This is a genomic window from Streptomyces sp. NBC_01546, from assembly GCF_045208355.1.
In the GTDB taxonomy this organism is placed as follows: domain Bacteria; phylum Actinomycetota; class Actinomycetes; order Streptomycetales; family Streptomycetaceae; genus Streptomyces.
The window spans coordinates 218,707-237,701 of record NZ_CP109379.1 but is presented as its reverse complement, the minus strand read 5'-3'; the positions used below and the strand labels follow the sequence as shown (position 1 = coordinate 237,701).

23 protein-coding genes and 3 pseudogenes are annotated in these 18,995 nt (G+C 67.9%); 15 read left to right on the top strand and 11 right to left on the bottom strand.

The features are described 5' to 3' along the window. Positions 1 to 16: 16 nt before the first annotated feature. The 5 genes from OHA89_RS01205 to OHA89_RS01185 form a co-directional block, all read right to left on the bottom strand. A complete protein-coding gene (locus OHA89_RS01205; RefSeq protein WP_266615463.1) occupies positions 17 to 1,096 on the bottom strand; it encodes a polyprenyl synthetase family protein in 1,080 nt (359 codons plus the stop codon). Positions 1,097 to 1,318: 222 nt separating this feature from the next. After that, positions 1,319 to 1,681 (bottom strand): IS3 family transposase, encoded by a 363-nt coding sequence (locus OHA89_RS01200; protein ID WP_406364920.1) that lies wholly within the window; start codon positions 1,679 to 1,681, stop codon positions 1,319 to 1,321. Continuing rightward, positions 1,678 to 1,983: a transposase gene (locus tag OHA89_RS01195; protein ID WP_266615905.1), complete on the bottom strand. Its 306-nt coding sequence runs from the start codon at positions 1,981 to 1,983 to the stop codon at positions 1,678 to 1,680. The genes OHA89_RS01200 and OHA89_RS01195 overlap by 4 nt, the downstream gene beginning before the upstream one ends. 90 nt (positions 1,984 to 2,073) lie before the next feature. Continuing rightward, positions 2,074 to 2,232, bottom strand: a complete 159-nt coding sequence (locus OHA89_RS01190; protein WP_266615462.1) for a hypothetical protein — start codon at positions 2,230 to 2,232, stop codon at positions 2,074 to 2,076. Between the two features lie 463 nt (positions 2,233 to 2,695). Then, entirely contained in the window at positions 2,696 to 3,445 is a 750-nt protein-coding gene (locus OHA89_RS01185) for a phenylalanine 4-monooxygenase (RefSeq protein WP_266615460.1), read from the bottom strand. Between the two features lie 135 nt (positions 3,446 to 3,580). Between OHA89_RS01185 and OHA89_RS01180 the strand changes: the two genes are divergently transcribed. From OHA89_RS01180 to OHA89_RS01160, 5 genes and pseudogenes are all read left to right on the top strand, one after another. Further along, positions 3,581 to 4,144 carry an EF-hand domain-containing protein gene (locus OHA89_RS01180; protein ID WP_266615459.1) on the top strand — a complete coding sequence of 188 codons (564 nt, stop codon included), beginning with the start codon at positions 3,581 to 3,583 and terminating at the stop codon, positions 4,142 to 4,144. Between the two features lie 474 nt (positions 4,145 to 4,618). Further along, positions 4,619 to 5,212 carry an isochorismatase family protein gene (locus tag OHA89_RS01175; protein ID WP_406364919.1) on the top strand — a complete coding sequence of 198 codons (594 nt, stop codon included), beginning with the start codon at positions 4,619 to 4,621 and terminating at the stop codon, positions 5,210 to 5,212. Between the two features lie 195 nt (positions 5,213 to 5,407). After that, positions 5,408 to 5,848: pseudogene (locus OHA89_RS01170) on the top strand (prenyltransferase/squalene oxidase repeat-containing protein); the annotation flags it as partial. Beyond that, positions 5,742 to 7,253 carry a prenyltransferase/squalene oxidase repeat-containing protein gene (locus tag OHA89_RS01165; RefSeq protein WP_406364918.1) on the top strand — a complete coding sequence of 504 codons (1,512 nt, stop codon included), beginning with the start codon at positions 5,742 to 5,744 and terminating at the stop codon, positions 7,251 to 7,253. The pseudogene OHA89_RS01170 and the gene OHA89_RS01165, both read left to right, overlap by 107 nt. Positions 7,254 to 7,436: 183 nt before the next feature. Then, positions 7,437 to 8,819, top strand: coding sequence for a cytochrome P450 (locus OHA89_RS01160; protein ID WP_266615454.1), 1,383 nt, complete (start codon positions 7,437 to 7,439; stop codon positions 8,817 to 8,819). A 326-nt stretch (positions 8,820 to 9,145) separates the two neighbouring features. Here OHA89_RS01160 and OHA89_RS01155 read toward each other — a convergent pair whose 3' ends face one another. Continuing rightward, positions 9,146 to 9,376: a hypothetical protein gene (locus tag OHA89_RS01155; RefSeq protein WP_266615452.1), complete on the bottom strand. Its 231-nt coding sequence runs from the start codon at positions 9,374 to 9,376 to the stop codon at positions 9,146 to 9,148. Between the two features lie 200 nt (positions 9,377 to 9,576). Here OHA89_RS01155 and OHA89_RS01150 point away from each other — a divergent pair, with 200 nt between their 5' ends. Together OHA89_RS01150 and OHA89_RS01145 are read left to right on the top strand one after the other, a co-directional pair. Then, a complete protein-coding gene (locus OHA89_RS01150) occupies positions 9,577 to 10,620 on the top strand; it encodes a DivIVA domain-containing protein (protein WP_406364917.1) in 1,044 nt (347 codons plus the stop codon). A 39-nt stretch (positions 10,621 to 10,659) separates the two neighbouring features. After that, complete coding sequence (locus OHA89_RS01145) at positions 10,660 to 11,094, top strand: hypothetical protein (protein WP_406364916.1); 435 nt, start codon at positions 10,660 to 10,662, stop codon at positions 11,092 to 11,094. Between the two features lie 146 nt (positions 11,095 to 11,240). Here the strand turns inward: OHA89_RS01145 and OHA89_RS01140 are convergent, their stop codons facing one another. Further along, on the bottom strand, positions 11,241 to 11,699 hold the full coding sequence (locus OHA89_RS01140; RefSeq protein WP_406364915.1) for a MarR family winged helix-turn-helix transcriptional regulator: 459 nt from the start codon (positions 11,697 to 11,699) through the stop codon (positions 11,241 to 11,243). Between the two features lie 84 nt (positions 11,700 to 11,783). Here OHA89_RS01140 and OHA89_RS01135 point away from each other — a divergent pair, with 84 nt between their 5' ends. Then, a complete protein-coding gene (locus tag OHA89_RS01135) occupies positions 11,784 to 12,161 on the top strand; it encodes a VOC family protein (RefSeq protein WP_266615447.1) in 378 nt (125 codons plus the stop codon). A gap of 2 nt (positions 12,162 to 12,163) precedes the next feature. Continuing rightward, the gene (locus OHA89_RS01130; protein ID WP_266615445.1) at positions 12,164 to 13,192 is read left to right on the top strand and encodes a DNA-3-methyladenine glycosylase; all 1,029 of its coding nucleotides are present in this window, start codon (positions 12,164 to 12,166) and stop codon (positions 13,190 to 13,192) included. A 258-nt stretch (positions 13,193 to 13,450) separates the two neighbouring features. Here OHA89_RS01130 and OHA89_RS01125 read toward each other — a convergent pair whose 3' ends face one another. The 3 genes and pseudogenes from OHA89_RS01125 to OHA89_RS01115 all read right to left on the bottom strand — a co-directional run bounded on the left by OHA89_RS01125 (position 13,451) and on the right by OHA89_RS01115 (position 14,303). Continuing rightward, positions 13,451 to 13,669: a hypothetical protein gene (locus OHA89_RS01125; RefSeq protein ID WP_266615933.1), complete on the bottom strand. Its 219-nt coding sequence runs from the start codon at positions 13,667 to 13,669 to the stop codon at positions 13,451 to 13,453. After that, positions 13,647 to 13,838 (bottom strand): annotated as a pseudogene (locus OHA89_RS01120) (transposase); the annotation flags it as partial. The pseudogene OHA89_RS01120 and the gene OHA89_RS01125, both read right to left, overlap by 23 nt. Before the next feature lie 18 nt (positions 13,839 to 13,856). Next, complete coding sequence (locus OHA89_RS01115; RefSeq protein WP_266615443.1) at positions 13,857 to 14,303, bottom strand: PQQ-binding-like beta-propeller repeat protein; 447 nt, start codon at positions 14,301 to 14,303, stop codon at positions 13,857 to 13,859. Between the two features lie 11 nt (positions 14,304 to 14,314). On the opposite strand from OHA89_RS01115, the gene OHA89_RS01110 reads away from it, so the two are divergent. From OHA89_RS01110 to OHA89_RS01095, 4 genes are all read left to right on the top strand, one after another. Then, the gene (locus tag OHA89_RS01110; RefSeq protein WP_266615441.1) at positions 14,315 to 15,154 is read left to right on the top strand and encodes an IS5 family transposase; all 840 of its coding nucleotides are present in this window, start codon (positions 14,315 to 14,317) and stop codon (positions 15,152 to 15,154) included. Between the two features lie 85 nt (positions 15,155 to 15,239). Further along, positions 15,240 to 15,602, top strand: coding sequence for a DUF6193 family natural product biosynthesis protein (locus tag OHA89_RS01105; protein ID WP_406364914.1), 363 nt, complete (start codon positions 15,240 to 15,242; stop codon positions 15,600 to 15,602). Between the two features lie 354 nt (positions 15,603 to 15,956). Continuing rightward, the gene (locus OHA89_RS01100; RefSeq protein ID WP_266617145.1) at positions 15,957 to 16,223 is read left to right on the top strand and encodes a transposase; all 267 of its coding nucleotides are present in this window, start codon (positions 15,957 to 15,959) and stop codon (positions 16,221 to 16,223) included. Between the two features lie 67 nt (positions 16,224 to 16,290). After that, positions 16,291 to 16,650: a transposase gene (locus OHA89_RS01095; protein ID WP_406364913.1), complete on the top strand. Its 360-nt coding sequence runs from the start codon at positions 16,291 to 16,293 to the stop codon at positions 16,648 to 16,650. A gap of 45 nt (positions 16,651 to 16,695) precedes the next feature. On the opposite strand, the gene OHA89_RS01090 is transcribed toward OHA89_RS01095, so the two are convergent. After that, positions 16,696 to 17,205 carry a hypothetical protein gene (locus OHA89_RS01090; RefSeq protein WP_266617143.1) on the bottom strand — a complete coding sequence of 170 codons (510 nt, stop codon included), beginning with the start codon at positions 17,203 to 17,205 and terminating at the stop codon, positions 16,696 to 16,698. 315 nt (positions 17,206 to 17,520) lie between these two features. On the opposite strand from OHA89_RS01090, the gene OHA89_RS01085 reads away from it, so the two are divergent. Both OHA89_RS01085 and OHA89_RS01080 read left to right on the top strand, forming a co-directional pair. Further along, positions 17,521 to 17,787 carry a hypothetical protein gene (locus OHA89_RS01085; RefSeq protein ID WP_266617142.1) on the top strand — a complete coding sequence of 89 codons (267 nt, stop codon included), beginning with the start codon at positions 17,521 to 17,523 and terminating at the stop codon, positions 17,785 to 17,787. A 53-nt stretch (positions 17,788 to 17,840) separates the two neighbouring features. Continuing rightward, positions 17,841 to 18,972: pseudogene (locus OHA89_RS01080) on the top strand (IS630 family transposase). Positions 18,973 to 18,995: the final 23 nt, after the last annotated feature.

Below are 18,995 nucleotides of genomic sequence, written 5' to 3'. Positions count from 1 at the left end.
CGGGGTGATGGCCTGTTCAGCGGTCGCGGCGGGTGGCCATGTCGGCCAGATGCCTCAGGGATGCGGCCGCGGCAGCCGGGAAAGGGAAGCCGTCGAGAACAGCCAGGGCACGCATCCGGCGTTGGGCGATCATGTCTTCGACGGCGTCGCGTGCTCCCGTGGCGACGAGAATGTCGCGGATGTCCTGGGCACCGGTACGGTCGAGACGGGCGTTCCCGATCAGGGCGCGCAGAGCGCCGGCCTGGACCGAGTCGGCACGTTGCCTGGCAATGGCCAGCAGCACGGTGTGCTTGCCGTCACGCAGATCGTCGAGATCCGATTTGCCGGTGGTTCCCGGATCGCCGAAGACCCCGAGCAGGTCATCGCGGAGCTGGAAGGCTTCACCGAGCGGAACACCGTAGGCGCTGCACGCGTCCAGCATGCCCTGGTCGGCGCCCGCCAGTTGCGCACCGGCCATCAAGGGATACTCCACGGTGTAACGGGCGGTCTTGGCACGGCAGATGGCAAGCGCTTCCTCGACAGCGATGTCGGAGCTCCCCGCTGCGAGAAGGTCGAGATACTGGCCGGTCACCGCCTGCATGCGCATGGCGTCCAGCAGGGCTCTCAGCATTCCTGCCCGAGGGGTGGCCAGCTCGGCGACATGGATCAGGTCGAAGGACCAGCACATCGCAAGATTGCCCAACAGGATCGCCGTGCTCACCCCGAAACGGTCAGCCGAGGGATGCCGGCCATGGCTTTCGGCGAGCGAGCGGTGCACCGTCGGACGCCCCCGCCGGATGTCGCTGCCGTCCATGACGTCGTCGTGGATCAAAGCGCCGGCGTGGAACAGTTCCAACGCGGCACCCAGATGAGTCACGGCGACGGTACTTCCGTGCCCACCCGCGGCTTGCCAGCCGTAGTAACACAGCAGCGGGCGCAGCCGCTTGCCACCGGACAGGAACCCTTCCAGCAGTTCCACGAACATCGCGATTTCGGGACCGCCCGATGCCTGCTCCTTGTCGGCGAGGAACCGAGCAAGCAACCCATCAACCGCCGAACAGTCCCACGGCGCAGGTGCATCCGCTCGTACGGTGCCGTGGGATGTTAAAAGCGACATGCAAATCCTCCAGGTGGGCAAACCGAAGAGACAGGCAAGCGGTAAGACGCCCGTCATCGTGAACGCCGGAACCACTCGTCTGCCGGTCGCATGGCGGGTGAGAGGACCGATCAGGCTTCGCTGTGTCGAAATCCATGACCGCAAACGATGCCGCGAAGTCGACTGCTGATCACGCGTACACATTCGCACCGTATCAGTCCGGACACGAAGCGTGACAACCAGTCATTCGGGCGTATGATCTGCTGGAGCCAATGAGGCGACGGTGGTCCGATGCCGACGGCGCAGACGGACCCCCTCGAGCCCGATGGCTCGCATGATCCTCGCGACCCGCTTGTGGTTGACCACCGGGCCGCCCTCGTCACGGAGCTCGGCAGTGATTCCTGGGGCGCCGTAGGTACCGTCGGAGTCCTGGTGGGCCTTGCGTATCCGGGCTGCGAGCCCGGCCTCGGCAGTCTGCCGGGCCGCTCTTGCGGCCGCCGTGCGGCGCCAGTAGTAGAAACTCGAGCGGGACAAGCCCAGGATGTCGCAGAGCCGCTTCACGCCGTGACGGCGCTGGTGATCTTCAACGAACTGGCAGCGGTTCACCAGCGCGTCTCCGTCGCGAAATGCCGGGCCGCCTTGCGGAGAATGCCGGGCTCTTCCTCGAGCTCACGGATCCTCTTGCGTGCCGCGGTCAGCTCCGCCTGAACGATGTCACCTCCGGTCTGGGCAGCGGCTGGCGGCGCGGAATGAGCGCCGGGGCGGCGTCCGTCGGCGGCCTTGATCCAGTTCCGCAGCGTCTCGGTGTTCACCCCGAGATCAGCCGCGACCGACTTGACCGTCGCTCCCGGCCTCGACCGGTACAACGCGACCGCGTCCGCCTTGAACCCAGCGGGATAGTGCTTCATCCCCACGGGGACTCCGTTCTCCTGGACCATCAAGATCCAAGTCTCTCCGGTGTCCAAAATCCGGGGTCAGGGCCCGTACGGCCCAGCCCCTCAGCTTGCGTTGATGCCGTTCCACCCGTGTCCGAGCCCTCGGCGTCGCGGCCGGGACGGCGCGGCGGCGCGGGCCGGCGGGGTGCTCAGGGCGGTGGTCAGGCACCGTCGCTTCTGCTCCTGGTCGGCGGTCCACTGGTCCAGGATTCGCTTGATCATCGGGCCTTCTCTTTCGGTTCACGGTCGGCGGTGGTGCCGGTCGTGACGATGTTGCGTGGCACGGCCGCCGGATGTACGGGTTTTCAGTGATCTGACCCTGACCGTCCGTGTGGTGTAGGAAGGCATTGCCGACGGCGAGATCACCGTGGATAAGTCCCCCCTGGGCGGCAGTGCCGCGGTCGTCCTGTTCACCGTCGTCCGGTTGTCGGCCATGCACCACGCACCCGCCCGGGATATGGGCGGCCCGGGTGCGGCGATGCCGGTGGCAGGTTCCCCGCCGGAGCGGGGGACCAGGAGCGCTGAGCTTGCCGCGACACCGAGGTTGTCCGTGCCGGGGGATCTCGCCGAGGCGGATGCCCGTTCGTCAACGACGCAGACTGCCCGGTGACCTCCACCCGGCCTGCGTCTGCGGGGAGGGCGGCGATACCCGGTCTGCGGGGGGCGGTGCTGCGGCCGCTCGCTTTCATCGGGTGGGCGGACGGGCCATGAAGCCGCGCTCGGACAGGGCGGGCAGGCGGTAGCGATCGCGGGTGGACTCGTCGAAGTCGTCGAGGAACCCGTGGAGCAGGTCGGCGAGGTGGGCCGGGGATTGGACGGTGAAGAGGGCGGGCTGGTAGCCGGCGACCTGGTACGGCATCCGGACCAGCTCGGCGAGGTCGAACGGCCGCAGGTCGGCCTGGGTGAACCGCCCGAGCTCGCCGTAGGACGACAGCAGGGCCGCCCCGTACGCTCTGGGCCGCCGCTGCTCGAGGACGGTGCCGTATTCGAGGGTGAACCAGTACACGCGGCTGATCAGATCCAGCGCGTCGGCAGTCTCCACCCGGGCCGCGGCCCGGCCCACCGTGCGGTACAGGTCGGCGAAGAACGGATCGGCGAGATGGATGCCGTGCCCGAACACGTCGTGCAGGACGTCCGGCTCCGGCGTGTACAGGGGCATCGCTGGATGCCGTACGTACTGCACGGCATGGAAATACCCCTTGGCCATCGCGCCCAGGAAACGCTTGTTCGCAACGATCCCGCCCGCCAGGGTGAAGCGGAAGCCCGTCAGGGCCTGCAGCCGGTTGGAGACCTCCTCGTGCTGCGGGACACCGCCGGCCGGAATCGGCGCGACGCCCCGGGCCCCCAGAACTTCCCGGCAGGCCCAGAGGTCCTGCGCGCGCAGCAGCGCACCGTGCACGGCGCGCCAGGTGGCCCTGAGTGCGCTCCGGCCCACGTGGGAAGTCCCGTGCTCTATCTGACGGATGGGCGCTTCATCTGTTGTGGCCGAGGTTCAATCTGGCGCCTCGTACGGGTGCTACCGGCTGTCGGGGGCTTTTCGGGCGCTGCTGTGGCGGGCAGGGTGTCGGGCATGGACATCTCGCCGTTCCTGCAGCGCAAGCTCGCCCGCCGCTTCGCCACCTTCGACACCAACCGTGACGGCTATATCGACCGCGCCGACTTTGAGTCGGCCTGCGACCGCCTCGCCACCGCTTTCCGTCTCGCGCGTGAAGCCCCCGCGCTCAAGCACATGCGGGAGCTGAGCGACGGCCTGTGGCAGCACTTGTCACGGGCCGCGGACAGCGACGTCGATGGACGCATCAGCCTCGCCGAGTACCAGGCGGCGTTCGCCGCCGGGTTGCTGGTCACGCCCGCTTCCTTCGACGCCGGGTACATGCCGTTCCTCGATGCGCTGATGGACATCGCGGACGAGGACGGCGACGGGAAACTGACCCGGGATGAGCAGGTTCGCTGGTCCGGCGCCCTGATGGGGCTGCCTGAAGCGGACGCTCGAGAGGTCTTCGGCCGTCTCGACCGGGACGCCGACGGGCTGATCAGCCGGGACGAGATGCTCCAGGCAATCCGTGAGTTCTACTTCAACGAGGAGCCGACCTCCACCGGTGTGTGGCTGCTCGGACCACTGGACCCCGCATAGCAGGCAAACCTGTCGCCCAGACGGACCGGTTTGAATGTAGACGGCTGTTCATGTCCGCTCGGACCGGCCGTACGGGTCACTACCGCCAGCCCGGGCGGCCGGCTACTCCTGCAGACCCGGCGCGGATCCCTGGTCCAAAACCGATTCCCCGACCTGGTCGCAACCGCCGGGCAGCCACCGGGGGGACGATCTGATCCACGGCCGCGGTATGGGCGCGTCGCGCCCCGTCCGCTTTGGGAGGTAGAGGCCGCCGAGGGCTTCCTCGCAGGTGTGGCCGCCGCCACCCGGCGCCCGACGGCAGCCTTCGCCCCGACCGCGCAGCGCACTTGGCCTCTGACTGCGTCGACAGTGCGAATCGTTCCTGCGGTGAATGTCTGCGGCTGTGTGGGTGAGCGCAGCCCGCTATGTCTCCGGTGGAGGTGAGGAGGCAGGTAGAAGACAGGGGTCGTTCCGTCGTCCTGAGGGGTGTTCGTGATGAGCCGAGGCTTGATCGTCGTGGATGTGCAGAAGGACTTCTGCGAAGGAGGCAGTGTTCCCGTCGCGGGAGGCGCGCAGATCGCCACCGCGATCGCCGAGCTGGTGGAGCAGGGCGCGGACGGTGACTACCAGTACGTCGTGGCCACCCGCGACCACCACATCGACCCGGGCAGCCACTTCTCCTCGAACCCGGACTTCAAGGACAGTTTCCCCGTCCACTGCGTCGCCGGAGACGAAGGCGGAGAATTCCACCCGAACTTCGCCCCCGCCGCCGCCGGCGGCAAGGTCCACGCCGTCTTCTTCAAGGGCGCCCACAGCGCGTCCAAGAGCGGCTTCGAAGGCGCGGACGCCGAAGGCACCTCCCTCGCGGACTGGCTGCGCGCACGCGGGGTGCGGGATGTCGACGTGGTGGGCATCGCAACCGACCACTGCGTGCGTGCCACCGCTCTGGACGCTGCCGCGGCTGGATTCGGAACCCGGGTACGCCTGGACTACACGGTCGGTGTCGCCCCCGGCACCATTGCCTCGACTCTGGACGACTTCCGCCGGGCAGGCATCGAGATGTCCGGCAAGGCACCGGCGCCGAGGTAGCCCAGCAGGGAGGACAACGCCCTCGCTCCGTGGCGGTCCACACTCGCGGAACCGGTTCTGCGAGAGCTCGTTGGACTGGGGGTGCACGGCCCCTGCCCGGGGTGCCTCGATCGAGTGTCACGACAGCCGCTTCGCGTCGTTGGAGCACCAGGGGCAGCCCGCTCTTGAGCTCACCGACCGTGAGGCTTTTACTTGATGCGCTCATCCCATCCCACTCTGCCTGGGACCGTCACGGGGACCAAGGTCCCCGCCAGGCGGTTGACGACGCGCCAGTTGGCTGAGCGCGCGAGGACACGGGCAGTTGGGCATCTTCTGTCTCGCCAGGACGCTCAGGGCTGGTGGAAGGGCACCTTCGAGTGCAATGTGACGGGCGATGCCGAGGACCTGCTGTTACGCCAGTTCCTCGGGATCGGGGACGAGAAGATCACACACGCCGCCAGCCTCTACATCCGCGGCGAGCAACGCGAGGACGGTACCTGGTCCACCTTCTACGGGGGCCCAGGTGACCTCTCCACGAGCATCGAGGCGTATGTCGCCCTGCGGCTTGCTGGAGACGCGCCTGACGAGCCGCACATGGCCAAGGCGGCCGCGTGGATCCGCGCCCACGGTGGTACCGCCGCCAGCCGGGTCTTCACGCGTATCTGGCTCGCACTGTTCGGCTGGTGGAAGTGGGAGGACCTGCCGGCACTGCCCCCCCGAGCTGATGTTCCTGCCCAAGTGGTTCCCGCTCAACATTCACCACTTCGCCTCTTGGTCCAGGCAGACCATCGTGTCGCTGAGCGTCGTCTGCGCCGAGCGTCCCGTACGGCCCGCACCGTTCACTCTTGGCGAGCTGTATCCCGAGTCGCAGACGTCCGCTCCCTCCGCGCCGCGTGTTCCGGCCAGCCATTGGACGCGCTTCTTCACCTGCCTGGACAAGGCGCTCCACGCGTATCACAAGGTGGCACCGGGTCGGCTGCGCAGGGCCGCCATGAGCAGCGTCGCGCGCTGGATCATGGAGCGCCAGGAGAGTGACGGCTGCTGGGGCGGCCTTCAGGTGGATGCCACCTACGCGCTGATCGCCCTGCACCTGCTCGGTTACAGACTGGAACATCCCGTCATGCACGCGGGCCTGGCATCGCTGGACGCTTTCGCCGTCTGGCGCCAGGACGGTGCCCGCATGATCGAAGTCAGCCAGTCGCCGGTGTGGGACACCAGCCTGGCCGTCAACGCTCTCGCCGACGCCGGGGTGCGCTGCGACCACCCGGCGCTTATCAGGGCCGCCGACTGGATGCTGGGAAAGCAGCACGCACGGCCCGGCGACTGGGCCGTGCGCAGGCCCAGACTCGACCCGGGCGGCTGGGCCTTTCAGTTCCACAACGAAAGCAACCCCGACCTTGACGACACCGCCGAGGTCATCCTCGCGCTGCGCCGGCTCCGGCACCCCGACCCGCCGTCCGCCGACGTCACCGCGCATGTCGTGGAAATGCTCGCCTGCGAAGGCAAGCGGGATGACCCCCGCACCCGGCGTGGCATCGCCTTTCTCCTGGCCGAGCAGGAGGCGTCCGGGGCCTGGTTCGGCCGCTGGGGCGTCAACTACCTCTACGGAACCGGCGCGGTTGTCCCCGCGCTCACGGCTGCCGGACTGCCCGCGGCGCACCCCGCGATCCGCCGAGCCGTTACCTGGCTGTGCTCCGTGCAGAACGAGGACGGGGGCTGGGGCGAGGATGTGCGTTCCTACCGAGACGAACGGTGGGCTGGGCAGGGCACTTCCACCCCTTCCCAGACCGCCTGGGCGCTGCTCGCAGTCCTGGCGGCCGGTGAAGGAGACAGCGAGGCTGTCGAGCGGGGCGTCAGATGGCTCGTCCAGGCTCAGCACGAAGACGGAACGTGGGAGGAGCCGCACTTCACGGGCACCGGCTTCCCCGGCGACTACTCGATCAGATACCACCTCTACCGTCAGGTCTTTCCCCTGATGGCACTCGGCCGCTACCTACACCAGGGGCGGCCGGGAGAGCTCCCGTGCAAAACGACGGACGTGCCGCACTCGCCAGAGCCGTAACCAGCGTCCGGAAACGTTCCGACGACTTCGGCCCCGGACGGCACCAAGGCCCTTGCGGGGGGACGCCTGGTCGGTCGGCGGACTGAGCTCGCCACTACTGGCCCACCTTTCACCTGGGTGAGAGCCACGGCACCGCTCCTCTTCCCGCGCACAACCGTTCACGACGCTGCTCGTTCACGAGGAGTGCCCCCTGTCCCGTTCGTCCCCGTAGCCGGCCCACGCCGACTGCCGCTGCTCGGAAACCTCCCCGCATTCGGCCGCGACCCGCTGGCGTTCCTAGAACGTCTGCGCGACGAGTTCGGGGACGTCGTGACCTGGTCGCTCGGCCCGATGAAGATCATCTCCCTCACCCACCCTGAGCACATCGCCGAGCTCCTGGGAAGCAATGAAGGACACTTCGAGAATCTCGATGCCGGCTGGGCGTTCAAACAACTGGTCGGCAAGAGCGTCATGCGCAGCCAGGGCGCTGTCTGGCGCCGCAAGCGATCCCTGGTCCAGCCCTCCGTCCGCCCCTCCCAGGTACGCCGCTACGCCACGACGATGGTCGACTGCGCCGTGGCGCTTGCCGACCGCTGGCAGGAAGGCACCCAGATCGATGTGCTGCGAGAGATGGATCAGCTCTCCCAGCGGATCGTGGTCCGAAACCTCTTCGGCAACGACATCGGCGACCAGGCCCACGCACTACGAGACGCGATGTCCGTGGCCGGGCGAGAGATCGGCGCCGAGCTACGGGGCATCGGACTCTTCCTGCCGCCCTGGGTGCGTACCCCCGCCCGCCGACGCCTGCTCAACGCCGTCGCGACCGTCGATACTGAGATCGACCAGCTCATCCACGCCCGACAGGCATCAGGAGAGGCCGGCGACAGCGGCGAGGACCTGCTGGGCAGGCTGCTCGCAGCCCGGGACGAGGAAGGACGGCCGCTCACCGCCGCTGAGGTGCGAGACGAAGCGGTGACGCTGTGGGCCGCTGGACACGAAACCACGGCGACCGCGCTGACGTGGACCTGGTACCTGCTTTCGGCATCGCCGCACGCGCGAAGGGAGCTCGCCGCGGAACTCGACCGTGTACTCGACGGGCGCCCCCCGACGTACGCCGACTACGAGCAGCTGACCTGGACCCAGCAGATCATCAAGGAAGCCCTACGGCTCTACCCGCCCGCGTGGATCATTCCTCCCCGGGTGGCACGGGAAGGAGCCACCCTGGGAGCAATCCGGATCCCGGCCGGGACGACGCTCTGGTGCAGCCCGTGGGCGACACACAGAGACGCCCGCTGGTTCTCCAACCCCACGGCCTTCCGCCCCGAACGCTGGGACACGCACGCCCAAGCCAGTGTGCCCCCGTATGCCTGGTTCCCCTTCGGAGGCGGCCACCGCGCCTGCCTCGGTGCCCGGTTCGCCCTGGTCGAGGCAACACTGGTGATCGCAACACTGGCCCAGCGCTTCCACGTAGACATCGCCCCAGGGAAAGTGGTCCCCACGGTCGGCCTACAGCTCCATCCCTCCACAACACTGCACGCCACACTACGACCCAGCCCCCACTGGCCTGCCCGCCTCGCTGAAGAGTGAGTGCAGATAGGCGTGCGGCCAGCGCGGTGATCCGTACGAAACGGCGTGGCGGCGCTTGCGACGCGATCCCTGGCCGAGTGTGCCTTCCCATTCGACGTCGAATTGCTGCTCCTTCTCGGGTTCTGGCTCAACTTCTGTGGTGACGGCTCGACGCTCAGTTCATAGGGACGCTGGACGATGGGGACCAGCTGGTCAACGCGTTGGTCCGACGCGGGCACGAGCGCACGCGACGCAGCTCCACAGAAGTTGAGCCAGAACCCCTTCTCGTGGGCAGAGCCAGCTGGGCCGTGGGATGAGCCATGTTCGATTCCCACTGGCAGTGTGTTTCAGCGGCGCATGCGCCAGGTGCCGTAGAGGCCGGCGACGGCGCTGATGATGCCGGCGAAGCCGGTGTCCCCGACGGCGAGGTAGATGCCGGCGCAGGTGGCGAGGAGGGCGAGCAGCACGAGGCTGTCGTGGGTTGTGTGCCGGTTCGTTTCGGGGGGTGCGGTCGGTTCCGGGTGGGTGGGGGGACGTGTCGGGTCGGGTTTCTGTGGTGTCGCGTCGGTGTCGGTCATGTCTCCAGGAGAGCGGCCGCGAGGACGGGTTCCTAGTGATCCGTACGGGCCCGCATGGACCCGGACGCCGCCCTGCATTGCGCAGGTGAATCCGTCCTGACCTCGAACGCCGTCGGGCGTTCAGCATCGTTCGGCAGATTCCGTGTACGTACGGCGCCAAGACTCTCTAGCGTTGCTTTCCGAACAAGGGGGGTGATCCGGTGACTCATGAAGATCCCGGGATCGAGCCGCACGATGCCGCCGCGATCGCTGCGTTCGAGGACGCGCTGCACGAGTTCACCGAGGAGCTGAACCGGCTTCACATTGCCAACGGCGCGCCGAGCTACTCGACCCTGGCCAGTGCCTCGGCGAGGCCGCGGCTGACCAAGGCCGGCCTCAACGAGTTGCTGGCCGGCAAGCGGTTCACCTCCCTGGAGGCCCTGCTCGAATTCGTCCGGGTCGTCACCACCCCCCGGGACCTGGATCCGCCCGCCGCTGCCGGGTTCCGGGCCGACCCCGCACTCGTGGACGACTGGCGTGGCCGCTGGCAGGACGTGAAGCTGCTCCAGCGCCGGGCCCAGCCCGCGAGCAAGCGCTTCCGTGCCTCCGTGCGGCAGACCCTGGACGACGCCACACAGGAAGCCGAAACCGTCCGCAAGGACGCCCACGCGGAAGCCGACCATATCCGCGCGAGCGCGGAAGCCGACGCCGAACGACTCCGCGCCCAGGCCCAGCGCGACGCGGACGAAGTCCTGCACCGTGCCGGCCAGACGGCCGCCCGAGCCCACGGGTCGCAATCACGAGAAGGGGAAAGTCTGCACACCCGGGCGTCCGCCGCCGGCGTCGGCGGCCGGTTACGGCGGCAGGGGAGGGACCTTGTGGCGCGGCCGGCGTTACGTCCGCTGGCCACGGCGACCGCGGTCGTCGGGCTGGCGCTGGCCGCGATGCTGGCGGGGGACTCCCTCACCGGGACCCCGGGCACCTGCCAGGCTGGTCAGACCCAGACCGCCGACCAGCTAATCCCCCGAGCCGACTTCCAGGGCCGCAAAACCGTGCAGCAGGCGGCATTCGCCCTCAAGCCAGGGGACATCATCTACAGCAAGGTCCCCGCCTTCAGTTTCCCGACCGCGCCCTCCTCCAGCGCTTCGGCGGACACCACTCCAACACCGACACCGAGCCCTACCCCGACGCCCAGCACGTCACCGACGCCGACACCCACCCAAAGCAAACCCGACCCCTGCGCCCCGCAGGCTCGCGACCGGTAGCACGCTCGCATCGAGAGTCGTTTGGTGTAGGCGGTTCGTGTGTGGGGGCGGCTGCCTTTTGACACGCTGGGGCAGCGCGAATTCCGCACTCGTGATCTTGAGGTCAGCTTCCGGGGGCGTGGGCAGGAAGCCCGGTTCGAGGCTGCCACCGTCGCCGATCTCAGGGCGGCGACCGCCCGCTACCCCGCCGATGCCGGCCTGCGCTCCCTGATCAAGGACCTGCGGAGCAACAGCAGCGACTTCGCACGCCTGTGGGACACCGGGATGGTGGGTGTCCACGAGACGGACACCAAAACCGTCCACCACCCCGATGTCGGCGTACTCACCCTCGACTGTGATGTCCTGATGGTTCCCGGCAGCGATCTACGCATCGTCGCCTACACCGCCGCCCCCGGCAGCGACGCCTCCGACCGGCTGAGGCTCCTCAACGTCATCGGTACCCAGGCCATGACCGAGAACAGCACCCCGGCGTAGCCGTCGGCCTGGCCGCACACGACGCCCGGGTCGGCAGCCCGGCGCATCCACGAGCGACGGCTCGCGGCCCCCGTCGCCTGGGCGCCGGGGCGAGAGTGTCCAGTGATGGGAACCGTGAAATCGGCGGTCATCGAGCTGTAGATCGCTCACCCGCCGAGTGTCTCCGCCATCCGGTCCAGGTCGGCAAGAAGAGCTGCCATGCCTTCCGGCGGAACAGCGTCGGTCATCCGCTGGTCGATGGCGTAGACGGCGGAGCGTGCCGCGGCGAGGCGCCGGTGGCCATCCTCGGTGAGGTGGGCGGGCAGCGCCCGGCCGTGGTCGGTGGTGGTCGCGCGGGTGATCAAGCCGGCCTCCTGTAGTCCGCGCAGGACGACGTTCATGGATTGCCGGGTGACGAAGGTGCCGCGGGCCAGTTCGGCGTTGGACAGCCCGGGCTGCTGGTCGAGCAGTTCGAGGCAGGCGTACTGCGGCACGGTCAAGCCGTGCTCACGCAGGGCCCTGTCCATTGCGCCGCGCAGGGCGGCGGCAGCGCGCTTGAGGCGGTAGCCCAGGCGCTCGGTCACGTCGCCGGTCGGGGTCGGGTTGTCGGTCGGCCCATCAGTCATGTCAGGAGTTTGACATAGGTGGGCGGGGACGCCTAGCGTCATCCATGTCAAAGTCCTGACATTGAGCGCATCTGAGGAGCTCCCATGACCACCACCGTTTCCGTCACCGGACCGGACTTCATCGCACTGCAGGTGCGTGACGTCGACGCGGCAGCTGCCTTCTACGAGACTCACCTCGGACTGCGCCGGGCGCCGGCCTCGCCCCCCGGCGCCGTGGTGTTCACGACCGAGCCGGTCGCATTCGCTGTCCGCGAAGCCCTGCCGGGCGTGAACCTCGACGGTGTGGAGCGGCCCGGTGTCGGTGTTGCGCTGTGGTTCAAGACCAGCGACGCCCAAGCCCTCCACGACCGCCTCCTGGCTGCCGGGACCCCCATCGTCAGGGAGCCGGAAGACGGCCCGTTCGGCAGGATGTTCACCTTCCTCGGCCCCGAGGGCTACGCGATCACCGCCCACGGGAACTGACCGTGTATGCCTTCACCATCACCCCGCAAGGACCGTTCTCCCTCGCAGCAGGTCTCGGCTTCCTGAAGGGCTTCACCCCCGCCGGGTATTACGACACCGGTGAGGGCCAAGCCATACGGCTGGCTTTCCCCGCCGACGACGGCCACTCGACTGTGGGGGTCGAGGTGAGGCAGGAAGACGGCCCACAGGGCATCGTGAAGGCGGAGGCCATCCTGTATACCGGCCCGCCCTGCAAGGGGCGGGCCGGGACGGCGGCAGGGATCGAGCCCGTTCCGGCTTCCTCTGGGGTCGACGCAGTGCGGCAGCAGCTGGCCCGCATCCTCTCGCTCGACGTCGACGGCAGCGGATTCCCCCAGCTCGCCAAGGGCGATCCCGTCGTGGCCGAGCTCATCTCGGCGTACCCGGGCTTGCGGCCGGTGTGCTTCCACTCCCCGTACGAAGCGGCAGCCTGGGCACTCATCGGCCACCGCATCCGCATGGTCCAGGCTGCCGCGATCAAGGCCCGCATCGCCGAACATCAGGGACAACACGTCACTGTCGCCGGCCGCACCCTGCACGCCTTCCCCACCCCACGGGCCCTGCGCCAACTCGAACGCATCCCAGGGCTCCCCGACATCAAAGTCGAACGTCTTCGCCACCTCGCGGATGCGGCTCTCGCTGGGGACCTCGACGCCGCCCAACTGCGGGCGATGCCGGCCAAGGACGCCCTTGTCCACCTTCAGACCTTGCCCGGGGTCGGCCCCTTTTCCGCCGAGCTGATCCTCATCCGCGGCGCCGGACACTCCGACGTCTTTCCCCGCCACGAACCCCGACTGCACGCCGCGATGGCGCGTGCCTACGGCCTGAGCGAGCCGGATTCGTCCCAGGTGAGCCGCCTCGCGGGCATCAGCGACCACTGGGCGCCCTACCGGAGCTGGGTCTCCCTCCTGTTGCGCGCGCAGTGGGGCGTTTCCGTACGTCGCCCGGGGCCGCGACCTACCGCTTCCCCGGCGCATCTACCTCGGGAAGGGCCGCTCGACCTGATGCGCTAGGTCCACCCTGCTCGTAGCGGTCGCCCGCCGCTGCCACTACCAGCGCCGGTGCCACACGACCGAGGGGCAGCCTCCCGAAGGCCACCCCTGACCACTCCACAGCCCGCTACACTCCACCCGCCAAACGAAACCCGCAGGTCAGACAGCGAAATCCTGCTGGAGTACCAGCGCCACCAGTGTCTGAGCTGTTCGTGACAAATAGTGAGCGAGGGCTGGGCGGCGGTGGCTCGCAGGTGTGTTGAGCGAGCGACTGTGCAGCTACTTGGGGTCCTGGCTGTCCCAGGAGTAGACGAACTGGCGGGGACTGAGTTTCCAGCCGGTCAGTACGGTCATCAGCTCTGACTCGCCGGTTGCCTTAGCGGATGCGATGAGGACTGCCCCGATGTCGTAGTCGAAGCCGTCGATGCGCCCGCTGTCGTATTCCCAGTGCTCAAACGGGAAGGTGCGGTCCGCTTCGGGCGTGCATGAGCCAGGCAAGGGTTCGTTCGACGACCCAGCGGCGGGGCAGAAACGACGAACCCGGTGGTGTCCTTGGGTCGGCTGACGGTCTTGATGGTGAGGCGGAGGTGCTGTTTGGCCCAGGTGACGAACTGGCCGGCGTAGGCGGAGTCTGCCAGGCGATGGTGATCTCGGGGTGCATGAGGCGGGGCTGATGTCGGAGACCTCATGCCGGCACCGCGTCGACCCCCGCGTCCGTGAGCACGTACAACCTGTTGCCGGCGACCAGGGGGACTCGATCCGCACCCGGTTCGCCTTTCACTCGCCAGCGCGCCGCTCCCGTACGGGCATCATAGGCCCACAACTCCGAGGTGTGGGCCACCAGTACGGACTGCCCCCCGGCCAACGCCGGTGCGGAGGTGCAGCTGTTGGATTGCGTACGCCACAGCTGCTTCCCGTCGGAGGCGGCTCTTGCGGTGACATAGCCGTCGGCCTTCTTCGCTCCGTCGGCGAAGGGGTTCTGGACGCCGGAGTCGATGGATTGCGCGGCCCGGAAGCTGTCACTGGTAGTCAGAAAGACGGCGGACCCGCCCGGCGCCGCCTCGAGAGCCATCGTTGAATCGACCGTGGCGCGCCAGCGTCTATCGCCCGTCGCGGCGTCGTAGGAGTACACGGCCCGGAATCATGCCTGAACGCCGCCGATACCCCAGCGATCTGTCTGATGCCCGGTGGGAGCTGGTCGAGCCGGTCCTGACCGCCTGGCGATCCGAGCGCCGCGGCCGCGGCCTCGACATCGGCCGACCGCCCGACCACGACCTGCGCAGTCTCCTGGACGCGGTCCTCTGCGTAAACCGCACCGGGATCCCCTGGCGCTACCTCCCGCACGACTACCCGCACTGGAACACCGTCTACGCCTACTTCGCCCGCTGGCAGGAAGAAGGCGTCTTCGACCAGCTCAACACACTCCTGCGACGCCAAGTCCGCAGACGGGAAGGCCGGGAGGAAGAACCGACCGCATGCGTCATCGACTCCCAGAGCATCAAGACGTCCACCAACGTCCCCGCCTGCGAGCAAGGCATCGACGCCGGGAAGAAGATCGTGGGCCGCAAGCGGAGCATCGTCATCGACACCGTCGGCCTGCTCTGGGCGGTCCTGGTCACCGCTGCGAGCGTGCAGGACTCCATCGACGGCCAAACCTTGATCGAACGGGTTGCCGCCGACCATCCGACCGTCCGCAAGATCTGGGTTGACGGCGGATACCGCCAGCACCTCGTCGAGCACGCAGCCACCCTTGGCATCGACATGCACATCGTCCGCCGCGACCCCGCCACCAGAGGGTTTTCCGTCCTGCCCCGTCGGTGGACCGTTGAGAGAACGCTGGGCTGGCTGATGAACCACCGCCGCCTCACCCGTGACTACGAAGCCCACCCGCACCGCTCCGAAGCCATGATCCACCTCGCGGTGATCGACCTCATGACCCGCCGCCTCACCGGCGAATCCACACGCACATGGCGCGACACCTGACGACGCACCGCAAACTTCAGCACACCGACCCGCGGACAAGGGCTGTGGGTTGCTCTGGCAGGCGCCACTGCGCATGATCGATGACATGAGTACGGAAACCGTGGTCGAGAAGACCTGGCGCATGTTGTTGGAGCGCCACCCTGATGCCCGCCGCGGGGATCCTGAGGTGATTGAAGCCGCGTTCGCAGAGTCGCGTCTGCGCCAGCTGTTCCCCTTTCCGAGCCACGGCTGCCTGACCTTTCACCGCAACACAGACTTCCCGTGGAGCAACGACCTTCCCTTCATAGCTGGCGGGGAGAAGACTTACTTGGTGTATGCCGCCGGCTACGCCGAAATCCTCGGCGAAGTGGCTACACCCCAAGCGGCCGCCGCTCTCGTCGTCGCGCACCTCCCGAGCGACTGCGGGGCCGCCGTAGAAGGGCCCTGGCAGGGGCCAAACACACCCTGAAATAGACTGAATTCAATGGATAAAACGCCCTCTAAGTAGCCGTTGTCGTACCGAGAAGTTCGCTTGGCGGTCGAACGAGGGTTCCCGGTCGGGTGGTCTTCCGGCGGCACGGGCACGAAGGCAGGGCCTCCTCCACAGCTCGTGGGTGTCGAATCCATCCGAGCGACAGGAGGCCCTGTTGTCGTAGTCTTCCGTGCCGACACCCGCGGGGTCCAACTCGGTTGCCCGGTCGTGTGATTGCCTCGCGCATCAGTACGGGAACGCGGGCGACCGTGCCGAGCCTGCGCCCGCCTATCCCTCCGACATGACGAATGAGGAATGGGCAGCGGTGCGCGATCAGCTGCCCGTGCCCGCATGGATGAACGGGAAGGGCGGACAGCCGGAGGGCTACTGCCACCGGCAGATGAGCGACGCGCGATCCGCTACCTGGTCGCGGGCGGCATCAAGTGGCGGGCGATGCCGGTCGATCTCCCCGCCTGGGACCGGGTCTACGCCTTCTGGCGGCGCTGGCGCGACAAGGGGCTGATCGCCGAGTTCCACGACCGGCTGAGCGGGAAGGTCCGCGCAAACGAGGACCGGGACGTTGAGCGACCGCCGCGATCATCGACTCGCAGTCGGTGAAAGCAGCCGCGTCGGTGCCGGCCGCCTCACGCGGCTTCGAGGCGGCAAGCTGGTCACCGCGGCGAGCGTGCAGGACTCCGTGGCCGGCACCCGGCTCCTCGACCAGGTCGCCGCCGACCACCCCGGCATGCGCAAGGTCTGGGTCGACGGCGGCTACCGCCAGCACCTCGTCGAGCACGCCGCCACCCTCGGCATCGACATGGAAATCACCACACGCACCCTCGAGACCAGAGGATTCACCCCGATACCCAAACGCTGGGCAGTCGAGCGGACCTACAGCTGGCTGATGCTCCACCGCCGCCTGGCCCGCGACTACGAAACCCTCCCCACCCGCCCCGAAGCCATGATCCACATCGCCATGACCGACCTCATGGCACGCCGCCTCACCGGCGAAGCCACCATCTCCTGGCGCGACCCGACACCATAGGCCAAATAGCAAATTCCGGGATAAAACGCCGGGAGAAAGCGACCTCTAGTCCTGCCTGCTGAGGTACTCCGCCAGGCCCACTTCGTCGATCCGCTCCAAGGCCATCGGGGCGTTGGACGCGGCAAGCGCGCCACCGACCGCTGCCACAACGGCTGCCGCTGGGAGACTCTCGAAGGGTAGGTCGCTTTCCGCCACCGTGCCGCCGACCATGGCGTAGGCCCCGAGAACGGCACCCATCATCACCTGTGCCCGCGAGCCCTGGGGGCCAGCGGCCCTGGCCTGCTCGACGATGTCCGCGATCGCGACCGCCAGGGTGCTTGCCCCGGCACGCTCCTTGATCTTCGCGGCCTGCCCGGTGACATCGGCGTCCTCGAAGGCGAGGCGGGCGAGCTCGCGCAGATCCTCCACGTCGTCCCGAGTCAGGCCGACGAGGGTCAGCCGAAGGAGGTGGTACTGAATCCTCCGTCGCCCGACATCGTCGAGGATGCGGTCGCCCCCGGAACGGAAGAGCTCGCCTGCCCGGCGGGAAACCCCCGTAGCGTCACTCACAGTCATCGCGCGTCCTGTCCTCGGATTGTCCAGTTCCGAGCCATTTCATCCGCCGTCGGGCCGCCCGCCTCGTCGGCTCACCGCCGCAGCGGTGAACGGCACCCGCTTGCCACAGTCCAGCGCTGGTTGCCTCCTTGCGGTGGTGCCCGCTGGGCTACCGCATGACCGTTCGGGTCTGGCGCCGGGTGCTGAGCGACGCGGCTACATCTGCGGCAGCGATGATCACCGAGGTGATCAGTGGAATGAGAGTGGCACCCGTCATACCGGGGACTCTAGTGCCGCATCAAGCAACGTTCGCCCCGTTCTGGATACGGTGAGTCCATGAGCGGTGGTGACCAGCCGGACCTGGACGAGATTGAGGCGTGCTTCGCTGCCGTGGTCGAGGGACGTGTGAGCCGGGATGCAGCTGACCGGTGGGCCGCACGTTGGTGGGTCGACGACACGCTCGACTGGGACGAACTGTCCTGGTGGGCGCTGGGGCTCCTGCATGGGATCGATCTGCGGATGGGTCCCGATGAGCCGTACCTGCACGACGACGAGCAGGTACGGGGGTGGCTGGAGGAGCTTCGGCGGCGCCGTGCCGGGTAGCCCGCCGCGAAGGTCCTTTCCCTGTCCGCATGTGGGCGCCAGGCTGTTGTCCTATGGCGGAGCGGGTGCGGGTTCGTGAGATTGACGATGACGAGGGTCGGCGGCTGTTGCGGATCATCCGCAGGGGCACCGGGTCGGTGGTGACCTGGCGGCGGGCCCAGATGGTGCTGCTGTCCGCGCAGGGCATGCCGGTGGCGAAGATCGCCGAAGTGTCGTTCAGCAGTGACGACCGGATCCGCGACGTGATCCATAACTTCAACACGGACGGCTTCGACTCGCTGTATCCGAAGTATGCCGGTGGCCGGCCCAGGACGTTCACGCTGTCCGAGCGACGCGAGATCAAGAAGATCGCCAAGTCCAAACCGGCCGAGCACGACCTGCCGTTCTCGACCTGGAGCCTGACCAAGCTGGCCGATTTCCTGGTTGCCGAGGGGGTGGTCGACGACATCAGCCACGAGGGTCGCGCATTCTGCTCCGCGAGGAAGGCGTCTCTTTTCAACGCCTGAAGACCTGGAAGACCTCCCGCGACCCGGACTACGCGGGGAAGAAAGCCCGCGTGGAGCACCTTTACGCGATCGCCGATGGCGAGGTGATACTCGAAGATGGCGAGCCCGAGGTCATCTTCTGCATGGACGAGTTGGGACCCCTCAATCTGATGCCCCACCCCGGGAAGCAGTGGGCTGAACGAGGAGGCACGCACAAGGATCCGACCGTGAGCTCCGCCGCAGGCGGCGGGCGACCTACAACCGCTACGGCGGAGTGCGGCACCTGTTCGCCGCCCTGGACCTGGCCAAGGACAAGCTCTACGGCCACATCAAGCCGGTCAAGAAGCGGACGCAGTTCCTGGAGTTCTGCCGCTACCTGCGCAGCCTCTACCCGCTCGAGGTCCGGATCGCGATCGTCAGTGACAACTTCTCCCCGCACCTGACCACGAAGAAGTGCCGTCGCGTCGGCACCTGGGCTGCGGCGAACAACGTCGAGATGGCCTACACCCCGACCAACAGCTCCTGGCTCAACCGCATCGAAGCCCAGTTCACCGCCCTGCGCTACTTCACCCTCGACGGCACCGACCACGCCGACCACGAAGAGCAGGGCAGCATGATCTGCCGCTACATCATCTGGCGAAACCACCATGCCGACGACCGGCGCCTACGCGCCGTCGTCGACAGGGCGAACGTTGCCTGATACGGCACTAGATACACCCGCTG

What these genes read in the sequence shown, in the direction of transcription:
- OHA89_RS01205 (WP_266615463.1), bottom strand. Translation starts at nt 1,096, where the DNA reads ATGTCGCTTTTAACATCCCACGGCACCGTACGAGCGGATGCACCTGCG.
- OHA89_RS01195 (WP_266615905.1), bottom strand. Translation starts at nt 1,983, where the DNA reads ATGAAGCACTATCCCGCTGGGTTCAAGGCGGACGCGGTCGCGTTGTAC.
- OHA89_RS01190 (WP_266615462.1), bottom strand. Translation starts at nt 2,232, where the DNA reads ATGATCAAGCGAATCCTGGACCAGTGGACCGCCGACCAGGAGCAGAAG.
- OHA89_RS01180 (WP_266615459.1), top strand. Translation starts at nt 3,581, where the DNA reads ATGGACATCTCGCCGTTCCTGCAGCGCAAGCTCGCCCGCCGCTTCGCC.
- OHA89_RS01175 (WP_406364919.1), top strand. Translation starts at nt 4,619, where the DNA reads ATGAGCCGAGGCTTGATCGTCGTGGATGTGCAGAAGGACTTCTGCGAA.
- OHA89_RS01165 (WP_406364918.1), top strand. Translation starts at nt 5,742, where the DNA reads ATGTCGCCCTGCGGCTTGCTGGAGACGCGCCTGACGAGCCGCACATGG.
- OHA89_RS01155 (WP_266615452.1), bottom strand. Translation starts at nt 9,376, where the DNA reads ATGACCGACACCGACGCGACACCACAGAAACCCGACCCGACACGTCCC.
- OHA89_RS01140 (WP_406364915.1), bottom strand. Translation starts at nt 11,699, where the DNA reads ATGACTGATGGGCCGACCGACAACCCGACCCCGACCGGCGACGTGACC.
- OHA89_RS01135 (WP_266615447.1), top strand. Translation starts at nt 11,784, where the DNA reads ATGACCACCACCGTTTCCGTCACCGGACCGGACTTCATCGCACTGCAG.
- OHA89_RS01110 (WP_266615441.1), top strand. Translation starts at nt 14,315, where the DNA reads ATGCCTGAACGCCGCCGATACCCCAGCGATCTGTCTGATGCCCGGTGG.
- OHA89_RS01105 (WP_406364914.1), top strand. Translation starts at nt 15,240, where the DNA reads ATGAGTACGGAAACCGTGGTCGAGAAGACCTGGCGCATGTTGTTGGAG.
- OHA89_RS01100 (WP_266617145.1), top strand. Translation starts at nt 15,957, where the DNA reads ATGGATGAACGGGAAGGGCGGACAGCCGGAGGGCTACTGCCACCGGCA.
- OHA89_RS01090 (WP_266617143.1), bottom strand. Translation starts at nt 17,205, where the DNA reads ATGACTGTGAGTGACGCTACGGGGGTTTCCCGCCGGGCAGGCGAGCTC.
- OHA89_RS01085 (WP_266617142.1), top strand. Translation starts at nt 17,521, where the DNA reads ATGAGCGGTGGTGACCAGCCGGACCTGGACGAGATTGAGGCGTGCTTC.